Origin of the sequence: Aciditerrimonas ferrireducens, assembly GCF_023130475.1 — a bacterium.
Classification (GTDB): Bacteria; Actinomycetota; Acidimicrobiia; order Acidimicrobiales; family UBA8190; genus Aciditerrimonas; species Aciditerrimonas ferrireducens.
Genome location: NZ_JAKHEX010000018.1, coordinates 15,333 through 31,330 on the forward strand (window position 1 = coordinate 15,333; position 15,998 = coordinate 31,330).

Sequence of the window (15,998 nt, forward strand, 5' to 3'; positions counted from 1 at the left end):
CGCACGGGTAGGCCACCGGGTCGTGGCCGTAAGCCAAACGGACCTGGAGGGCGAACCGGTTGGCTTCGGCCTCGCTCGGGAACCGAACCTTGGGCTGACCGTCGGCCCGCCAGTGGCTGAGCTGGCTGCGTCGGAGCCGATCGGGGTCCTGCCCGAGCGGGCCAGGTCGCCTACCCCGGCGACCCCGAGGGACCGGCCGAGCGTCGCCGCCCCGGGCGCCTCTCCGGCGGGGGCTCATGGCAATCCGAGGGCCCGCCCGAGGGCTCCTCGCAATGGACCCGACGCTGCGCAGCACACTGGCCGCCGGGCCCCGGGCTCCAAGGTCACGGTGGTCTCCCAGGGCGGCACGGCTGCCCCGGCCTCGGCGCAGACGAGGAGGCCACCGAGGTAGTCCCAGGGGGCCAGGGGGTGCCGGGCGTCGGCCACGAAGGCGTCGAGCCGTCCGTCGGCCACCGCGCAGAGCTCCAGGGCGGCGGCGCCGAGCGCCCGGAACTGGCCCCAGCCCACGGGCTGAGCGGGCCAACCAGAGACGGCCACGATCGCCCCGGTCAACCCGTCGCTGCCGGAGGGCTGGATCGGCTGACCGTCCCGGAAGGCGCCCGCTCCCCGGAGGGCCTGGTAGCGCTCGCCGGTGGCCTGGTTCACCACCAAGGCGGCTCGGGGCCCTTCCCCGTCGACCGCGCAGAGGCTGGTCGCGTACCAGGGCAGGCGTCGGGAGGCGTTCGTGGACCCGTCGACCGGGTCGACGACCACGGTCAGCTCGGCCTCCGGGCGGTGCCGACCGCTCTCCTCGGAGAGCACCCCGACCCCGGCCGCGTCCAGGACCTCGAGCACCGCAGCGTCAGCCACCAGGTCCAGGCCGTACTGGCCGGGCCGCTTCCCGGGTGCCGACCAGTCCTCGAGGCGGCCCAGGGCCTCGGCCACGGCGTCGGCGGCCTGGGCCAAGAGCCCGAGCAGCTCGTCGTCGCCCACCTCGGCGACCCTAGCGGGCCGCCCGAGTGCTGGCGGGCCGGGGGAGCCGTTAGGCTCGGGCGCACTGTGGCCGTCATCGACGTCGCCGGATACGTGGCCGACCTGAAGGACCACTCGGTCGACCACGGGTTCCATGTCCACGACGAACGACACTTCGTCGAGACCTACTCGCTCCGTCAGATGTGGGAGGTGGACCTGCACCCCGAGGAGGGCTGCGGCGGGCCCCTGGACCTCCACCTGGCCCTGGAGGTCGAACCGAGGACCCTCCTCTCCTTCGAGGACGCCGTGGTCGACCTGCCGGAGGACCAGGAGCCGCCCGACGAGTTCCACTTCCCCCTGACCTTCACCTGGGGCCTGCCGCCCCTTCCCCAGGGGCCCGACCTCCTCCGCCTCACCATGGACCTGGCCGGGGTCGGGGGTATCGAGCTGCCCCTCGAGGTCTCGGCCATCGACTCCTTCCCCTCGGCGACCGACGCCCCCGAGCGCCGCTTGTCGATCGTGGCCCGCTACCCGGTTTCGCTGGCCAAGGTCCTCATGGGCGAGGAGCTCCTCTGCGACGTCTTCGACCGCTGCCTGGCGGTCAGCCAGTACCTCCTCAAGCAGGCACCGGCATGGCTCGCCGACTGACCTGGGGGAGCCGGGGGCACCCGTGACCGCCCGGCGGCGGCTCCGGCGCCTCGGCGCCGCAGCGGCCGGCGGGCTCCTGGCCGGTGGGCTCCTGGCCGCCTGCGGCTCCAGCGCAGCCCTGGGCCTGGTCCGGGCGGCCTGCGGCCACGTCGACCAGTCCATCCGGACCTACGAGGCCTCCCTGCGCCTCCCGCCAGGCCCTGCCCAGGAGGCGCTGCAGCGCACCGCCGCCCTCCAGCTCGAAGCGGCCCAGCGCAAGGCGGCGGTGGCCGCGGGAGAGGACGCCGAGTGGCAGGCCCTCATGACCACCATCAGTGAGAGCCCTCGGATCCCCGAGGGCTACCTGGTCCACGCCCTCGAGGAGCAGTGCCAGGTGGCCTCCTCCCCCGGGGGGCAGGACGCCTTCGGCAACCTCGGGACCCAGCAGGGGGCACCGCCACCGGCCAGCGCCGTCACCCTCCCGGGCGACCAGCCGGCCAACGGCGTCTCGAGCGCTCGGTCGTCTCGGGCGTCGTCGGCGGGCCGGTCGGCACCGGGCACGGCCCCGGCCGCCTCGTCCCCCGGATCCTCGGCCTCGTCCTGAGCGCCGCCCGGGCTCAGCCGGTGGCCGAGAAGGTGCTGCCGACGGTGACCGAGGGGTCGTCGCCGGCGGGCAGCTCGGCGATCAGGCGGCTCCCGAGGCCCCCGACCTGGACGTAGCCGGTGCCGGGGTTCGTACCCCCGCTCGTCACGGCCAGCAGGATCCCCGACCTCGAGGGGGCCACGAAGGCCGAGGACCCCCCGCCCCCGCCGCAGGCCGAGGTAGCGGTGCCGCCCACCCCGGTGTTGTAGCCCCCGCCGCCCCCACCACCGGCCGCAGGATCACCCGTGGCGGGGGCCCAGCTGCCGTTCCCCGGGCTCGAGGGGGTGGCGTAGCCGAAGGGCGAGCCCGAGGACCCGAAGGCCTCGGGGTAGCCGCCGAGCGCCTGGCTGGCGGTGCCCCCGCCGCCGGCTCCCGACTGGCCTGCTCCGAGCGAGCCTGCCGCCGACCCGCCGTCGGCCACCGCCGGGGTGCCGCTCGGGGTGCTCGTGGCACCGGAGGGGAGGCCCCCGTTGCCGGCGACGAGGGCGCTGCAGGCGCTTCCCACCAGGCCGTTCGTGGTCTCCACGCTGGCGGCCCCGCCGCCGCCCCCGCCGCCGGCCACCGCCAGGAGGCAGGTCTCGGCCGGTGGGCCGCTCAGACTCAAGGGGCAAAACGCCAAGGCCGGGTTCGTCGGCGTACACGAGCTCGGTCCCTGCCCCTGGCCGAGGACGCAGAGGGCGCTCGCCCCGCCGCCCCCGCCGCCTTGGCCGTCTACCGTGCAGCTCACCGACCCGCTGGCACTGGCCGTGCACACCGCCTGCTGGCCCCCGCTCGAGGCCCCAGGGAAGAACCCGGGCCCCCCGACCGGCCCGGCCCCGTTGCAGCCCACCACGGCCACGAGCGAGAGTCCCTTCCCCTGGACGGTGAGGTCCAATACCGCCCCCTGGCCACCTGGACCGCCGCTCGTCCCCGAGCCGGCCGCCGGCAAGCCCCCGGCTGAACCGCTCGCCCCAGCCAGGTCGACCACTTCTGTGCCCTCGACCGTTCCCGGCAGGGGCACCACCGCCGGGGCACAGGCAGCGTTCGAACTGGGAGGGCCCGGGGCGGTGTAGCCCCACTGCAGGCTCAGGCCACCGGGCTGGCCGGCCACGCCCGGGACCTGGTCGTCGCAGAGCAGCAGGCACCCAGCCGTGACGCTCCGCCCGCCGCCCGGTCCCGGGGCCAGGGCCGAGGTGCCCATGGTGACGGCGCACCCGGGGCCGCACGAGATCGTGCCGGTGGCAGCCCAGGAGCTGCCGCCGCCGCCACCGCCCCCGGCGCCACCGGCAGCGAGCAACAGCTGCAGGGTCGGCACACCGCCCTGGCCGCCGCCACCGCCAGCCGCCCCCCCGCCGCCGCCACCGCCCCCCGTCGAACCGCCCGTGCCGCCGCTCCCGGTGCTGCCGGTCCCGGGGCTACTCCCTTGTTGCCCGGCGGTCGAGCCGCTGCCGCCGCCAGCCCCACCCGTCGCGTTCGGCGGAGTCGTGCCGCCCCCACCGCCAGCGGCGAAGAAGGTGTTCCACGACGAGCTCCCTCCCGGGGTCCCGTTCCCGTCGGTCCCCGAGGTGAAGCCGGCACCCCCGCTGCCGCCGCTCACGAGCCCGAGATCGAGCAGGCCGACGTTGGCGGCCCCGCCCCCACCACCGCCCCCCCCCGGCAACGGCCAGGACGCAGGGGGCGGGCGTGCTTATCGAGCACGGTGGCAGCTGGGTCGGGGTGCAGGCCTGCCCGGTGCTCGTCAGCAGGCAGAGGGCGCTGGCGCCTCCGCCGTTGCCGCCCCCCTCGGCACCCCCGCCCGTGCCGGCGCCAGCGGTGGGCCCGGCGCTTTGAAGCGTGCCACCGGCTCCCCCGCACCCGAGCACGTAGCCGAGGATCGGGGTGCCCTGGACGGCGGCGTCCAGGGTCAGGCTTGCCCCGGCGCCCCCCGACCCGCTCGTGGCGGCGAAGAGCCCGCCTCCGGTGGCCTCGGCCCCCCCGCTGCCCCCACCGCCGCCGGCCACGGTGGCCTGGAACGAGGTCAGGCCGCTGGGCTCGCCCCCCACGAGCTCGGAGGCCCCACAGGTGCTCGTCACGCTGGCGGCCTGCGTCTTCTGCCCCTCGGGGCCCCCGGCCACGAGGGCCAGGCCGCTGGTGGTGCCGGCAGGGGCCAGGCCGATGCTGGTCTGGCTGGTGAAGGCCGCATCGACCCAGGAAGCCCCGGCCCCGCCGCCCCCGCCGCCGCTGCAGGCCACCCCGGCCCCGCCCCGGCCGCGGAGAGGAGCAGCCCGAGGAAGCCCAGCCCGTTGGCCCCGGCGCCGCCGGCTGAGCCGGTGGCCGACTGCCCGCTGCTCGCCTGGCCGAGGAGCCAGAACGCACCGGGCCCGCCACTGCCACCACTGCTCGGCGTGCCGCCGCTGCCCCCGCCACCCCCGGTCCCGAGGAGGGCCTGGCCAGCGGTGCCGTCCCCGCCCGAGACGCTCGTGACCGCCGCCGTCGACCCGCTCCCCGTGCCGCCAGCCCCACCGCGACCCTGGAACCAGCAGGCCGACTGGCCCCCGCCCCCGCCGCCGCCGGCTACGGCGAACACGCAAGGAACGTTGCTCGGGGCTACAGGCGCGTTCGTGCTGAACGAACCGCCCTGGCAGAGCGGCAGGCTCGGGGGACAGCTGGTGCTGCCGGTGGTCACGCAGGCCACCGTGGCGCCCCCGCCCCCGCCGGAGCCGTCCCCGCCAGGAGCCCAGCCGGCCCCGCCCGCGCCGGGCCGGCCGGCCTGGCCGGCGCTCGTGCCGATGGCGTCGCCGGCGGGGACCACGACGGTGGTGGTGACCTGGGCGCCTCGACCCGCGGGTCCGCCGCCTTGGAGCTGCCAGAAGAACCAGAAGAAGAGGTCGACCCCAGTCCCCGGCGCCCCGCTCGCCCCGTCGAGGACCACCGTCGCCTCCGTCGGCACGCTCGGCGAGCCGGCCGTCGTCGCCGTAGCGGTCCCCGCACTGACCGTCGTCGTGACGGTGGGTTGGAGGACGGCAAGGGCGGCCCGGACGCTTTGGCAGGTGAAGTGGCCCGAGCTGCCGGCCCGCCCGAGCACCGTGACGTAAAGCTCGGTCGGCGGGGGCGGCGAGCCGCTCGGCGGGTCCACCACGTCGGTGTCGTCCACGTACATCCGGTAGCCGCTCACCAGGCCGTCGGTTCCCCCGGTCTGGTCGACCCAACCAGCGGTCGTGGTCGTCGAGGAGGGGCAGGCAGCGGGGTCCAGGGACGAGACCACCGCGGGATCGGTCGGATCGAGGGTGCATGCCGGCGGTGCGCTCGACCCGGCTGGTCCCTCGGCGCAGCCGTCGAAGGCCAGCCCGGGGTCGGCGGCGAGAGCCGAGCGGTAGGCAGCGAGGCCGGCCTGGGCAGCCTGGAGGGCGTCTTGGCGGAGGACCGCCGTGCTGGCGGTGACCGAGGTCCCCACGGCCCCGGCAACCACCGCCACGGGCACGGCCACCAGGATGGCCACGATGCCGAGCACCACCGCCAGGGCCTGGCCGCCCTCCCGCTTCGTCCCTCGGGGCTTCACGAGCCGCCCCCCTGGGCGAGGTTCGCAAGTGCCACCGTTCGCTGGAGGGCCACGGCCGGGCGGCCCGCCACGTCGGTGGTCAGCTGGCTGCCCGAGGCGGCGTCGCCGAGAAAGGTCAGCCGGACCTCGACGGCCTGGATCCCGGCAGCCACGAGGTTGACGGTGTCGTCGGTCGAGCTCGTAGGGGTCACCGTCGGCTGACACGCCGGCGGGGCCCCGCTGATCGGCCCGCAGAACAGGTCGAGCGGGGTCTGGGCGTCGTTCGCCGCGACCGAGGCGCCCCCGGCCCCGAGATACGTGAAGAGCGGCGGGGTGAAGCGAGCCTCGGTGGCTGGGCTGAGGTCGGGGCACACCGGTGGGGCGTCGACCGGCTGACCGGTGGAGGGATCGAGGTAGCTCCAGCACGAGGTGCCGGCTTGGCAGGCCTGGTCGCACCAGACGTGGGTGACCTGATCCACCACCGTGGCGTTCGGGGCCTCGAGCGGATCGGCCGGGGCGTAGTCGTTCGTCGAGGAGGCGGTCGGTCCCACATACGGGTCGAACCGGACCACGTCGAGGGTGCAGTCCCCCACCACGCTCGGGTCGTAGGTGGCGTCACTGGCCGCCCGGCTCGTGCACGAGGCCGGGTCCAGCCACAGCTCCTCCACCACCGGGGTGGTCTGGTTCGGGGGGTAGGTGCAGAGCTCGACGGCGGTGTCGTGGGCGTAGATCACTGCCAGGCCGTTGGGGTCCACGAGGTCGCCCTGGTAGGGGCTCGGGGCCGGGACGGTGCCCATCGGGTCTGGGCCGAGCAGGGGGCTCGGGGGCTGCGGCCCGGGATCGGGCAGCTGCACCCCGGCGGACGAGGGCAGGGTCCTCGAAGGGTTCTGGGGGTCGTCCCAGCAGATCCCGGCGTCGGCCGGGGGGTCCTGGCCGGTCGGGTTGCCCTCGGCCACCCAGGCGGCCTCGGGGGTGACCGCCCCCTCGAGCACCGCCGTCAGGCCGCTCAGGGCCACCGTCGAGGTCTCAGAGGTGCGAGCCGCCGTCAGGTCGGCCGAGGACTGCTGGCTGACCACCGTGACGATCGTGGCGGTCATGGCCAGCACGACCATGAAGACCGCCAACGCCACCAGCAGCTCGACCAGCGACCAGCCTCCCTGGCCGCCTTCGACGGACCGGCCCAGCGGGTCCGTCACGAGCTGTGACCGGCCGCTCATCCGAGGTCCGCCGGGCACTCGCTGGTGGCCTGGCCGCTCGTGGGCGGCCAGGCCGGTTGAGGGGCGAGCACCTGGGCGCTCACCACCGACGACGTCGAGGGAGCCGTCACCCCCAGGTCAGCGCCGCTCGGCCCCCAGACCACCTTCACGACGACCAGGAAGACCGGCGGCCCCTGCCCCACGCTGGCCAGCTGGCCGGCCGTGCCGCTGCTCGTCGTCGGCGCCTCGTCACACCAGCTCCCGTCGACCCACTGCCGGTACTGCTCCGTCCCCTCTGTGGTCAGGAGCGCTGGCTGCGTCGTGTTCCAGGCCGGCGGAGAGCCGGTGGGGCTGGCAACGGCCACGGGCAGGCCAGGCACCCCGCTGAAGGGGGGCAGCACCCCGGGATGCTCGGCCGCCTCGAGCTCGACCGCCGAGAGGTCCGACGCCGCCAGCTGCTCGGCCGTGGCCCGGAAGCGACCCGTGCTCGTCACCTGGTCCGAGGTGGCCAGCAGGCTGCCGACCGGCACGAGGACCACGAGCAGGACCACCACGGCCACCACCACCTCGACCAGGGAGAACCCGGCCTCGGTGGGCTCGGTGCGCCCGTCGGCTGCCCGCCCCGGCGCACCGGGCGCGATCCTCCGGCGGGCTCTGCCGCAGCCCGCACCGACGCCCCCGTTGCGCAGCGACAGGAGTCTGCGCCCCACACGGCTTCTCTCGGCACGTCCGGTGGCGAGCTGAAGCAGATGCTGGACATCTGCACGGGTTCGGGGGTGAGCGGCCGAGCCCTGCGGGCTAGCCTGCCGGGCCGGTGGCACCCCGGCGCGACACGGGCGAGCGGCCCGGCGCAGCCTTCGAACGCGTGCCGGCCCTCGACGGCCTGCGGGCGGTGGCCGTCCTCGCCGTCCTGGCGTTCCACGGCGGCCTCAGCGGTGCGCTACCTGGGGGGTTCCTCGGTGTGGACACCTTCTTCGTCCTCTCCGGCTTCCTCATCACCTCGCTGCTGGTCGCCGAGTGGGCCGCCCGGGCCTCCTTGGACTTGGGGGCGTTCTGGGCCAGACGGGCCCGCCGGCTCCTCCCGGCGCTGGTCCTCCTGCTGGTGGGGGTGGCGATCTGGACCCGCCTCTTCGCCGGGGCGACCCTGGCACCCGAGCTCCGCCTGGACGAGCTCTCGACCCTGTTCTACGTGGCCAACTGGCACTTCATCGCCGCTGGCTCCCACTACTTCGTGCAGACCGGCCCGCCTTCCCCCCTGCTCCCGACCTGGTCCCTGGCCGTCGAGGAGCAGTTCTATCTGCTCTGGCCTCTCGTGGTCCTCGCCGTCCTCCGGCGCTCCCGCACCCTGTGGCCCCTCCTCGGGGTCGCGGCCACCGGGGCCGTGGCCTCGGCCCTCGAGATGGCTCTCCTGGTCCGGCCCGGAGCCACCACTCGGGTGTACTTCGGCACCGACACCCACGCCCAGAGCCTCCTGGTCGGCGCCACGGCCGCCGTGGCCGTCGCCCTGTGGCGCCAGCACCACCGTGCTGGCCGAGCCGGCCACGTCGCCAGCTCACGGGCCCGCCGGCTCCTCGGCAGCCTGGCCCTCCTCGGCGCGATCGGGACCGCTCTGCTCTGGTGGCGCCTCAGCGCCCAGGACCTTTGGACCTTCCAGGGCGGCATCGGCCTGGCCGCCCTGGCCTCGGCTGCGGTGATCGTCCCGGCCACGCTGGCGCCCGCGGGCCTGGTGGCCCGCCTCCTGCGCTGGTCACCGCTGCGGGCCCTGGGCCAGGTGTCCTACGCCCTCTACCTCTGGCACTACCCCTTCGACCTCTGGCTCACCCACGCCGACACCGGCCTCTTCGGCTGGCCCCTCCTCGGGGTCCGGACCGCCGTGGCGCTGCTCGTGGCCACCGCCTCGACCCTCCTCGTCGAACAGCCCCTCCGAGCGGGTCGGCTCCTTCGATCCCTCCGAGCCTGGGTGCTCGGCCCAGCCGCCCTCACGGCCACCGCCGTGCTCGTGGTGGCCGTCACCGCGGTGCCCGTCTCGGCGGCGCCGATCCCGAGCGCGCTGCCCCGCTGGCCCCCCACCCCGAGTGGCCCGCCGGTGCGGGTCCTGCTCGTCGGGGACTCCGTGGCCCTCACCTTGGGCCTGACCCTCCTGCCTTACCAGGGCCGGGCCGACGTGGCCATCACCGACGCCGGCCTGCTTGGCTGCGGGGTGGCCGAGGGCAACCTCATCCGGCTCCACGGCCAGGTCGACCAGGTGGCCGGCCCAGGACCGGGGGGCACCGGCGCGCCGGGGACCTGCCGGGTCCCCCCGGGCCCCGGCGGCGAGACCTGGGCGGCGTACTGGCGCCAGCGCATGGCCCAGGTCCACCCGCAGGTGGTGGTGCTCCTCGCCGGCCGCTGGGAGACCCTCGACCGGACCACCCCAGCGGGCCGCTGGACCAGCATCCTGGACCCCAGCTACCAGGCCTACCTGCGCCGCATGCTCCAGCAGGCGGTCCAGGTGGCCACCGGCCAGGGTGCCCGCATGGTCATCGAGACCAGCCCGTGCTTCGACACCGGCGAGCAACCCGACGGCGCGCCCTGGCCGTCCGACGACCCTCGCCGGGTCGCCCTCTACAACCAGCTCGTCGAAGAGGTCGCTGCCGAGCACCCCGGGACGGTGACCGTCCAGCACCTCCACGCCCTGGTCTGTCCGGACGGTCGCTACGAGGCGAGCATCGACGGCGTGCCCATCCGGGAGGTCGACGGCATCCACTTCACCTACCAGGGCCCGCCCGATGCCGGCACGGTGCTCGCCCCTCTCCTGCTCCCCCTCTGGTACCGCCTCGGCGCAGCGGTTTACCTTTCGGCACCGGCCGGGCGCTGACCCCCGGCGCTCGAACCCGGCTTCAGCTCGAGCAGGAGCGGAGCCAGAGCAGGCTCAGGGCACGACGCCGCTCGCCACCGGGGCCACCACCGCCGGGGCGTGGCTGACCTGGTGGTAGTCCAGGCTGAGGAGGAAGTCCCGGCCGGCCGAGGCGAAGCGCAGGTGCACCGTCTTGAGGAACTCGCCGTGCACCGTGGCCGTGATCGCCGCCGTGCCGGTCGCCGGGGCCGGCAGGGAGAGGTGGAGGTCTTCGACGACCTGGGCCACGCTCGTCTGGTAGCGGAAGACGTGCTCGCCGTGGCTGAAGTCCACGTCACGGGCGTGCTCAAGGAGGACCATGGGTGCGTCGAGCTGGGCCACGGCGTCGGTCAGGTCGACGGGCTGCTCGCTGCGGTACCAGGTCCGGCCCCCGTTGTCGCTCAGGTAGGCGACGCCGTCCACCACGACCTCTTCCCGCCCCCCGCCGAGGTTGGCGGCGAGCCGGGCCGGGGCCTGGTAGGTCTCCTCGACCCGTTCCAGCACGTGCGCCTGACCGGCCACCACCTGGTCGACGGTCTCGACCAGGGTCAGGCTGGGGGCGCCCGCGGTGTTGCCGGCCGCCTGGCGCAGCAGGGTCTCCCCGAGGGGCCTGGCTTGGACCAGGGAGAGGACCAGGGCGGCCACCGAGAGGGCGGTCAAGCCGCCCATGGCGGCGTGCGGCATCAGACGACCCGGCGTCGGCATGGGCTCAGTATGGGTCCGAGCCGACCCGTCGGGGAAATCCGGCCTGGCCCCTCAGATCGCCGACGTCCACCCCGGACCCGGCGACCAGCCGGGCTGCGCGGCGCACCAGGCCAGCAGGGCTCGGGCCTGGCTGGATCGTCGAGCCGGCACCCAGGTCCAGGGCAGCCGATGGGCCGGCCGCGCCCGGTGGTCCAGCCAGAGCCGGCCGCTGCACCGGGCCGGTTCGGGGGCCGTGGCCACCCAGACGATGCCTTCGGCCCCTTCCTCGGGTCGCCGCAACCAGGGCCGAAGGAGCCGGGCGAAGCCCGGCAGGCCGCTGCGGAGGCCCGGGGTGTCCACCCACCCGGGGTGGACGGCGTGGGCCGTGACCCCGAGGGGCCCGAGGGCCGAGGCCAGGGCCCAGGTGAGGACCAGCTGGGCCCTTTTGGCCCGGGCATAGGCCAGGGCGCCTCGATAGTCCTCGGGAGCGAGGTCCAAGCCCCGCACGTCGAAAGCCTGGGTGTAGAGGCCGCCTGAGGTGACCAGCACCACCCGGGCCCGGTCACCGCTCGGCCGAGAGGCCGCCCCGGCCAGGGCCGGGCGAAGCAGCTCGGTCAACAGGAACGGGGCGAGGAGGTGTACGGCCACCGTGGCTTCGGCACCCCCTGGCCCCACCGTTCGGGTCGGCAGCAGGTTCCCCGCAGCGTGGATCACCGCGTCGAGGACGCCGGCCCCTGCGGCCACCTCGTCGGCCAGCGCCCGGACCGCCTCGGGATCGGCCAGGTCGGCCAGGTGGACCACCGCCTCGGGGTCGCCGGCGGCCCGGACCGCCGCCTCTGCGGCAGCCGCCTTGGCGGGGTCCCGCCCCACCAGGTGGACGTGGGCACCAAGGGCGGCCAAGCCCCTGGCGACCTCCAAGCCGATGCCCGAGGTGGCCCCGGTCACGAGGACGGTCCGACCGACCTGCGAGGGAAGCCGGCCGAACGCCGGCGTACCGGCCCCGAGGCGCCGACGCCAGCGGATCCCCGGCGCGCTGAAGCTCCCCACCACGCTGGCCTCCAGGACCTCGTCCACGAGGAGCCAGGCCGTCCTCCGGCCCAGCGCCGCCGCTCGCTCGGCCAGGTCTCGACCCTCGTACTGCCGGCGCTGGACCATGGCGAGAATTTAGTGCTAAATTCTCCCGCATGAGGGGCGGGCTGGCGCCGCCCGGCCTCGGCGCCAGTTCCCGCCCCTCCCAGGAGCACCGGCCGGGCAGACGAGCGGGGAGGAAGCAGTCGTGCGGATCGCCGTCGTCGGCACGGGCATCGCCGGCGTCACCTGTGTGGAGCTGCTCCGGCGGCGCCACGACGTGACTGTCTTCGAAGCCGAGGGGCGACCCGGCGGGCACACCCACACGGTGACCGTCGAGGTGCCCGAGGGCCCGGTCCCGGTGGACACGGGGTTCCTCGTCTACACCGAGCGGGCCTACCCGTACCTCACCCGCCTCTTCGCTCGGCTCCAGATCCCGACCCAGCCGGCGGACATGAGCTTCTCGGTCAGCGACGAGGTGACGGGCATCGAGTGGCGGGGGACCTCGCCGGCCACCGTCTTCGCCCAGCCCCGCAACCTGCTCCGGCCAGGGTTCTGGCGGATGCTGGTCGACATCGGCCGCTTCAACCGGGCCGGCCGACGCCTCCTGGCCCAGCTGGAGGCCCGAGAGGCGTCCGAAGCGGGGGGCCCCGGGGACCCCTTCGGACCCACCTTGGCCGAGTTCCTGGCCACTGGCCACTGGTCGCCGGGGTTCGTCGAGCGCTACCTCGTCCCCATCGGCTCGGCCATCTGGTCGGCGGACCCGGCCCACTTCCTCGAGATGCCCACCGGCACCTTCGCAGCGTTCTTCGCTCGCCACGGCTTGCTGCGCTTCGGGGACCAGGCAGCGTGGCGAACGGTCACCGGCGGCGCCCGACGCTACGTCGACGCCGTCTTGGGGCCGCTCGAGCGGCAGGGTCGGCTCCACCTCGGCTGTCCCGTGCGGGCCGTCCGCAGCACCGCGTCCGGGGTGGAGCTCAGCACCCCGAAGGGACCGGCACACTTCGACCAGGTCGTCGTGGCCTGTCACGGCGAGGACGCCTTGGCCCTCCTGGCCGACGCCTCCGAGGACGAACGGCAGGTCCTCGCAGCGATGCGCTACCAGCCCAACGAGGCCCTGCTCCACACCGACCGGCGGCTCCTGCCCCGGGCCCGGCGGGCCTGGGCCAGCTGGAACTACCATCGGCTCGCCGACCCGCCGGAGGCGCCGACCCTGACCTACGACATCACCCGCCTCCAGTCCCTCCCGACCGCCGAGCGACTGCTCGTCACCCTCAACCGGTCGGACGCCGTCGACCCGGCGCGGGTCCTCCGACGACTGCACTACGCCCACCCCGTCGTCGATCGGGCCCAAGTTGCCGCCAGGGCCTGGCAGGACCGGCTGAACGGCCGCCGTGGAGTCTGGTTCTGCGGCGCGTACTGGGGCGACGGCTTCCACGAAGACGGCGTCCGCTCGGCCCTCGCGGTGACCCGCCGGCTCGGCGGCGAGGAGCTCTGATCCGGATCCCCCCGCGATGCGCAGCGCTCTCTACGACGGCACGGTGGTCCACGAGCGAACAGGCCACGGTCGGCTCGGCCCCCGCCATCGCTTCCGCTTCCCCCTCACCATGCTCCTGCTCGATCTCGACGAGATCGACAAGGTCAGCGCCCTCCACCCGCTCTGGCGCCACGGGCGGGGCTGGGCCCCGGTCCGGCTCCAGCGGGCCGACCTGCCCGGTGACCGGGCCCGGCCCCCGGCCGAAGCCCTCCGGTCCCTCGCCGAGGCGCCGCTCGGGCGGGCCGCCCCCGGACCGATCCAGGTGCTCTTCCACCCCCGGACCTGGGGCTGGCTGTTCAACCCCATCGCGTGCGCGTACCTCCACGACGACGAGGGCGAGCCCATCGGCATGGTGGCCGAGGTGACCAACACCCCTTGGCACGAGCGTCACCACTACGTCCTCGGGCCTCCCGGGACCCACATGGTGCCGAAAGCCATGCACGTCTCCCCGTTCCTCCCCCCGACCGGCTGGTACCGGGTCACCTGGCAGCCTCCTGGAGAGCGGCTCCGGCTCGCCTGGGACCTCCTCCTCGACGACCCCAGGACCGGCGAACCGGGCGGCGACGCCCTCCGCACCCGGCTCGTGCTCGAGCGCCAGCCCCTCGACCGGACCACGATGGGTCGGCTGCTCTGGCGTCGCCCCTTCCAGACCCACCGGGTCTCGGCCGGCATCTACCGCCAGGCCCTCCACCTGGCCCGACGCGGGGCTCCCTTCCATCCCCACCCGGATCCTCGACGCCGCTGGCGTCTCCCAGGTCGGTTGCGTCAGGCTGGAGCGATCGGTCCGCCGCAGCACCCTGGAGCTCCCCGTTGAGTCCGCCCGGCACTCAAGCCCTGACCCGACCGGAGGGCAGAGCCATGGCCCTGCCGCTCGACCCCCCGACGGTGCCCCCCTGGGCCTGCCTGGCGGGACGGACCGGCCTGGCTCGCTGGCTGGCCCGCCCCGGGGGTCCGCGGCTGGTCGACGACGCGGGTCGTCCCCTGCCCGGCCACCGGCACCAGCGGGGACCCTGCATGGCGGTGCTCGACGACCGTGCCTTGGGGGCCCTGCTCCGATCGGGCACCCGGGGCCTCGGCCTGGCCTACGTGGCCGGCTGGTGGGAGGCCGAAGACCTGGCGGGAGTGGTCGGCGCCCTGGCCGCAGTGGCCGAGCCCCTCCAGTCCCGCCTCGACGCCCTCTTCCGGCCCGTGGCTCCGGTTCTCGACCACCTGCGACGACCCGGCGCCCCGAGCCCGACCGAGGACCGGGCGGCGGTCCGGGCCCACTACGACCTGCCTCACACCCTGTTCGAGGCGATGCTCGACGAGACCATGGCCTACTCCTGCGCCGTGTTCGATCCCCCCGGGATCGACCTGGCCACGGCCCAGCGGCTGAAGTTCGAGCGCATCCTCGCCCCCCTCGAGCTCGGCCCGGACGACCACCTGCTGGAGATCGGCACCGGATGGGGCGGCCTGGCCCTCCACGCGGCCTCGACCCGGGGCTGCCGGGTCACCACCACGACCATCTCGGCCGCTCAGGAGGAGGCAGCGCGCCAGGCGGTCCACGAGGCGAGGGCCGAAGCGCAGGTGACCGTGCTCGGCCTCGACTGGCGGGACCTGCGGGGCCGCTTCGACGCCCTCGTCTCGGTCGAGATGATCGAGGCGGTGGACTGGCGGCACCACCAGGCCTTCTTCGAGGCCTGCCGCCGCTTGCTCAGTGACCGGGGCCGCATGAGCCTCCAAGCCATCGTCATCGACGAGGCCGCCGAACCCCGAGCTCGGCACCGGCCGGATTTCATCCGGGCCCAGGTGTTCCCGGGCAGCTGCATCCCCTCGGTCAGCCGGCTCGTCGCCCTGGCCGCGGGAGCGGGCCTCCAGACCGTGGCCCTCTCGGACATCGGGCCCCACTACGCCGAGACCCTGCGCCGCTGGCGGGCCAACCTCGAAGGCGCGGCGTCGAGGCTTCGCCAGGCGGGCCTCGACCCCCGGCTCCTGCGTCTGTGGCGGCTCTACCTGGCCTACTGCGAGGCGGCCTTCGAGCGACGCCACATCAGCGACGTCCAGCTCGTCCTCGCCCCCCGACCGGGGCGGGCCGGCCGATGAGCCGGCAGGGCCGGGCCGGCGGCCTGCGGCCTGGGGTGCCGTTCCTGCTCGTCCACCTGGCGGTCCTGGCCGTCGTCGCCGTGGGGGTCTCCCCCGTCGCTCTCGGGGTGGCCCTCGTCTCCTACCTGGCCCGGATGTTCGGGATCACCGCCTTCTACCACCGCTACTTCAGCCACCGCTCCTTCCGCTGCTCCCGGCCGGTCCAGTTTGCCGGGGCGGTTCTCGGCGCCGCCGCCGCCCAACGGGGCCCCCTGTGGTGGGCAGCCCACCACCGTCAGCACCACCGGACGACCGACCGACCGGGTGACCCGCACTCCCCTCGGGAAGGGTTCTGGCACGCCCATCTCCTGTGGCTGTTCGACCCGGCCAACCAGGGCACCCGACTCGACCTGGTCCCCGATCTGGCCCGGTACCGGGAGCTGCGGGTCCTGGACCGCTTCCACCACCTGGTGCCGACCCTTACCGCCCTCGCCACCTTCGGGCTCGGGGTCGGCCTCGCGGCAGCGTGGCCCGGCCTGCACACCTCGGGCTGGCAGGTCCTCGTCTGGGGCTTCCTGGTCTCCACCGTCGCCCTCTACCACTCGACCTTCGCCGTGAACTCCGTGGCCCATCGCTTCGGCCGCCGGCGCTTCGTCACCCGGGACGACAGCCGCAACAACGCGGTCGTGGCCCTCTTGACCCTCGGGGAGGGGTGGCACAACAACCACCACCGTTTTCCCCGCAGCGCCCGCCAGGGCATGGGCCGCTTGGAGCTCGACCCGACCTGGCTCGGCCTCCGCCTCCTGGCCCGCCTGGGCCTCGTGCGCGACCTGCAGACGGTGCTGGCGCGAGCGCTCGCC

Annotated in this window: 13 protein-coding genes and 1 pseudogene; 7 read left to right on the plus strand and 7 right to left on the minus strand. The window is 75.1% G+C overall.

Features of this window, described 5'->3' with window-relative positions; genetic code table 11:
* Positions 1 to 234: 234 nt before the first annotated feature.
* Positions 235 to 972: an inositol monophosphatase family protein gene (locus Acit_RS09955; RefSeq protein WP_248108640.1), complete on the minus strand. Its 738-nt coding sequence runs from the start codon at positions 970 to 972 to the stop codon at positions 235 to 237.
* Positions 973 to 1,038: 66 nt separating this feature from the next.
* Here Acit_RS09955 and Acit_RS09960 point away from each other — a divergent pair, with 66 nt between their 5' ends.
* Together Acit_RS09960 and Acit_RS09965 are read left to right on the plus strand one after the other, a co-directional pair.
* Positions 1,039 to 1,599 (plus strand): hypothetical protein, encoded by a 561-nt coding sequence (locus tag Acit_RS09960; protein WP_248108642.1) that lies wholly within the window; start codon positions 1,039 to 1,041, stop codon positions 1,597 to 1,599.
* Positions 1,600 to 1,621: 22 nt separating this feature from the next.
* Positions 1,622 to 2,182 carry a hypothetical protein gene (locus Acit_RS09965; protein WP_248108643.1) on the plus strand — a complete coding sequence of 187 codons (561 nt, stop codon included), beginning with the start codon at positions 1,622 to 1,624 and terminating at the stop codon, positions 2,180 to 2,182.
* Between the two features lie 13 nt (positions 2,183 to 2,195).
* Here the strand turns inward: Acit_RS09965 and Acit_RS09970 are convergent, their stop codons facing one another.
* The 4 genes from Acit_RS09970 to Acit_RS09980 form a co-directional block, all read right to left on the minus strand.
* Entirely contained in the window at positions 2,196 to 3,860 is a 1,665-nt protein-coding gene (locus Acit_RS09970; protein WP_248108691.1) for a hypothetical protein, read from the minus strand.
* Between the two features lie 408 nt (positions 3,861 to 4,268).
* Positions 4,269 to 5,738: a hypothetical protein gene (locus Acit_RS13160; RefSeq protein ID WP_282436741.1), complete on the minus strand. Its 1,470-nt coding sequence runs from the start codon at positions 5,736 to 5,738 to the stop codon at positions 4,269 to 4,271.
* Positions 5,735 to 6,934, minus strand: a complete 1,200-nt coding sequence (locus Acit_RS13165) for a PulJ/GspJ family protein (RefSeq protein ID WP_282436742.1) — start codon at positions 6,932 to 6,934, stop codon at positions 5,735 to 5,737. The genes Acit_RS13160 and Acit_RS13165 overlap by 4 nt, the downstream gene beginning before the upstream one ends.
* The gene (locus Acit_RS09980) at positions 6,931 to 7,623 is read right to left on the minus strand and encodes a prepilin-type N-terminal cleavage/methylation domain-containing protein (RefSeq protein ID WP_248108645.1); all 693 of its coding nucleotides are present in this window, start codon (positions 7,621 to 7,623) and stop codon (positions 6,931 to 6,933) included. Before Acit_RS09980 ends, Acit_RS13165 begins: the two co-directional genes overlap by 4 nt.
* 104 nt (positions 7,624 to 7,727) lie before the next feature.
* On the opposite strand from Acit_RS09980, the gene Acit_RS09985 reads away from it, so the two are divergent.
* Positions 7,728 to 9,770 (plus strand): DUF459 domain-containing protein, encoded by a 2,043-nt coding sequence (locus Acit_RS09985; protein WP_248108647.1) that lies wholly within the window; start codon positions 7,728 to 7,730, stop codon positions 9,768 to 9,770.
* A gap of 54 nt (positions 9,771 to 9,824) precedes the next feature.
* On the opposite strand, the gene Acit_RS09990 is transcribed toward Acit_RS09985, so the two are convergent.
* Both Acit_RS09990 and Acit_RS09995 read right to left on the minus strand, forming a co-directional pair.
* Positions 9,825 to 10,493, minus strand: coding sequence for a hypothetical protein (locus tag Acit_RS09990; RefSeq protein ID WP_248108649.1), 669 nt, complete (start codon positions 10,491 to 10,493; stop codon positions 9,825 to 9,827).
* 51 nt (positions 10,494 to 10,544) lie between these two features.
* Positions 10,545 to 11,627 (minus strand): SDR family NAD(P)-dependent oxidoreductase, encoded by a 1,083-nt coding sequence (locus Acit_RS09995; protein ID WP_248108651.1) that lies wholly within the window; start codon positions 11,625 to 11,627, stop codon positions 10,545 to 10,547.
* 121 nt (positions 11,628 to 11,748) lie between these two features.
* On the opposite strand from Acit_RS09995, the gene Acit_RS10000 reads away from it, so the two are divergent.
* The 4 genes and pseudogenes from Acit_RS10000 to Acit_RS13175 all read left to right on the plus strand — a co-directional run.
* Positions 11,749 to 13,038, plus strand: a complete 1,290-nt coding sequence (locus Acit_RS10000; protein ID WP_248108653.1) for an NAD(P)/FAD-dependent oxidoreductase — start codon at positions 11,749 to 11,751, stop codon at positions 13,036 to 13,038.
* 16 nt (positions 13,039 to 13,054) lie between these two features.
* Positions 13,055 to 13,891, plus strand: a complete 837-nt coding sequence (locus tag Acit_RS10005; protein WP_248108655.1) for a DUF1365 domain-containing protein — start codon at positions 13,055 to 13,057, stop codon at positions 13,889 to 13,891.
* Positions 13,892 to 13,935: 44 nt separating this feature from the next.
* Positions 13,936 to 15,159, plus strand: a complete 1,224-nt coding sequence (locus Acit_RS13170) for an SAM-dependent methyltransferase (RefSeq protein WP_282436743.1) — start codon at positions 13,936 to 13,938, stop codon at positions 15,157 to 15,159.
* Positions 15,156 to 15,974 (plus strand): annotated as a pseudogene (locus Acit_RS13175) (acyl-CoA desaturase); the annotation flags it as partial. The gene Acit_RS13170 and the pseudogene Acit_RS13175, both read left to right, overlap by 4 nt.
* Between the last annotated feature and the right edge of the window lie 24 nt (positions 15,975 to 15,998).

Excerpts from the sequence above, each read along its gene's own strand:
- Acit_RS13165 (WP_282436742.1), bottom strand. The coding sequence starts at position 6,934 with ATGAGCGGCCGGTCACAGCTCGTGACGGACCCGCTGGGCCGGTCCGTC.
- Acit_RS09990 (WP_248108649.1), bottom strand. The coding sequence starts at position 10,493 with ATGCCGACGCCGGGTCGTCTGATGCCGCACGCCGCCATGGGCGGCTTG.
- Acit_RS13170 (WP_282436743.1), top strand. The coding sequence starts at position 13,936 with ATGGCCCTGCCGCTCGACCCCCCGACGGTGCCCCCCTGGGCCTGCCTG.
- Acit_RS10005 (WP_248108655.1), top strand. The coding sequence starts at position 13,055 with ATGCGCAGCGCTCTCTACGACGGCACGGTGGTCCACGAGCGAACAGGC.
- Acit_RS09995 (WP_248108651.1), bottom strand. The coding sequence starts at position 11,627 with ATGGTCCAGCGCCGGCAGTACGAGGGTCGAGACCTGGCCGAGCGAGCG.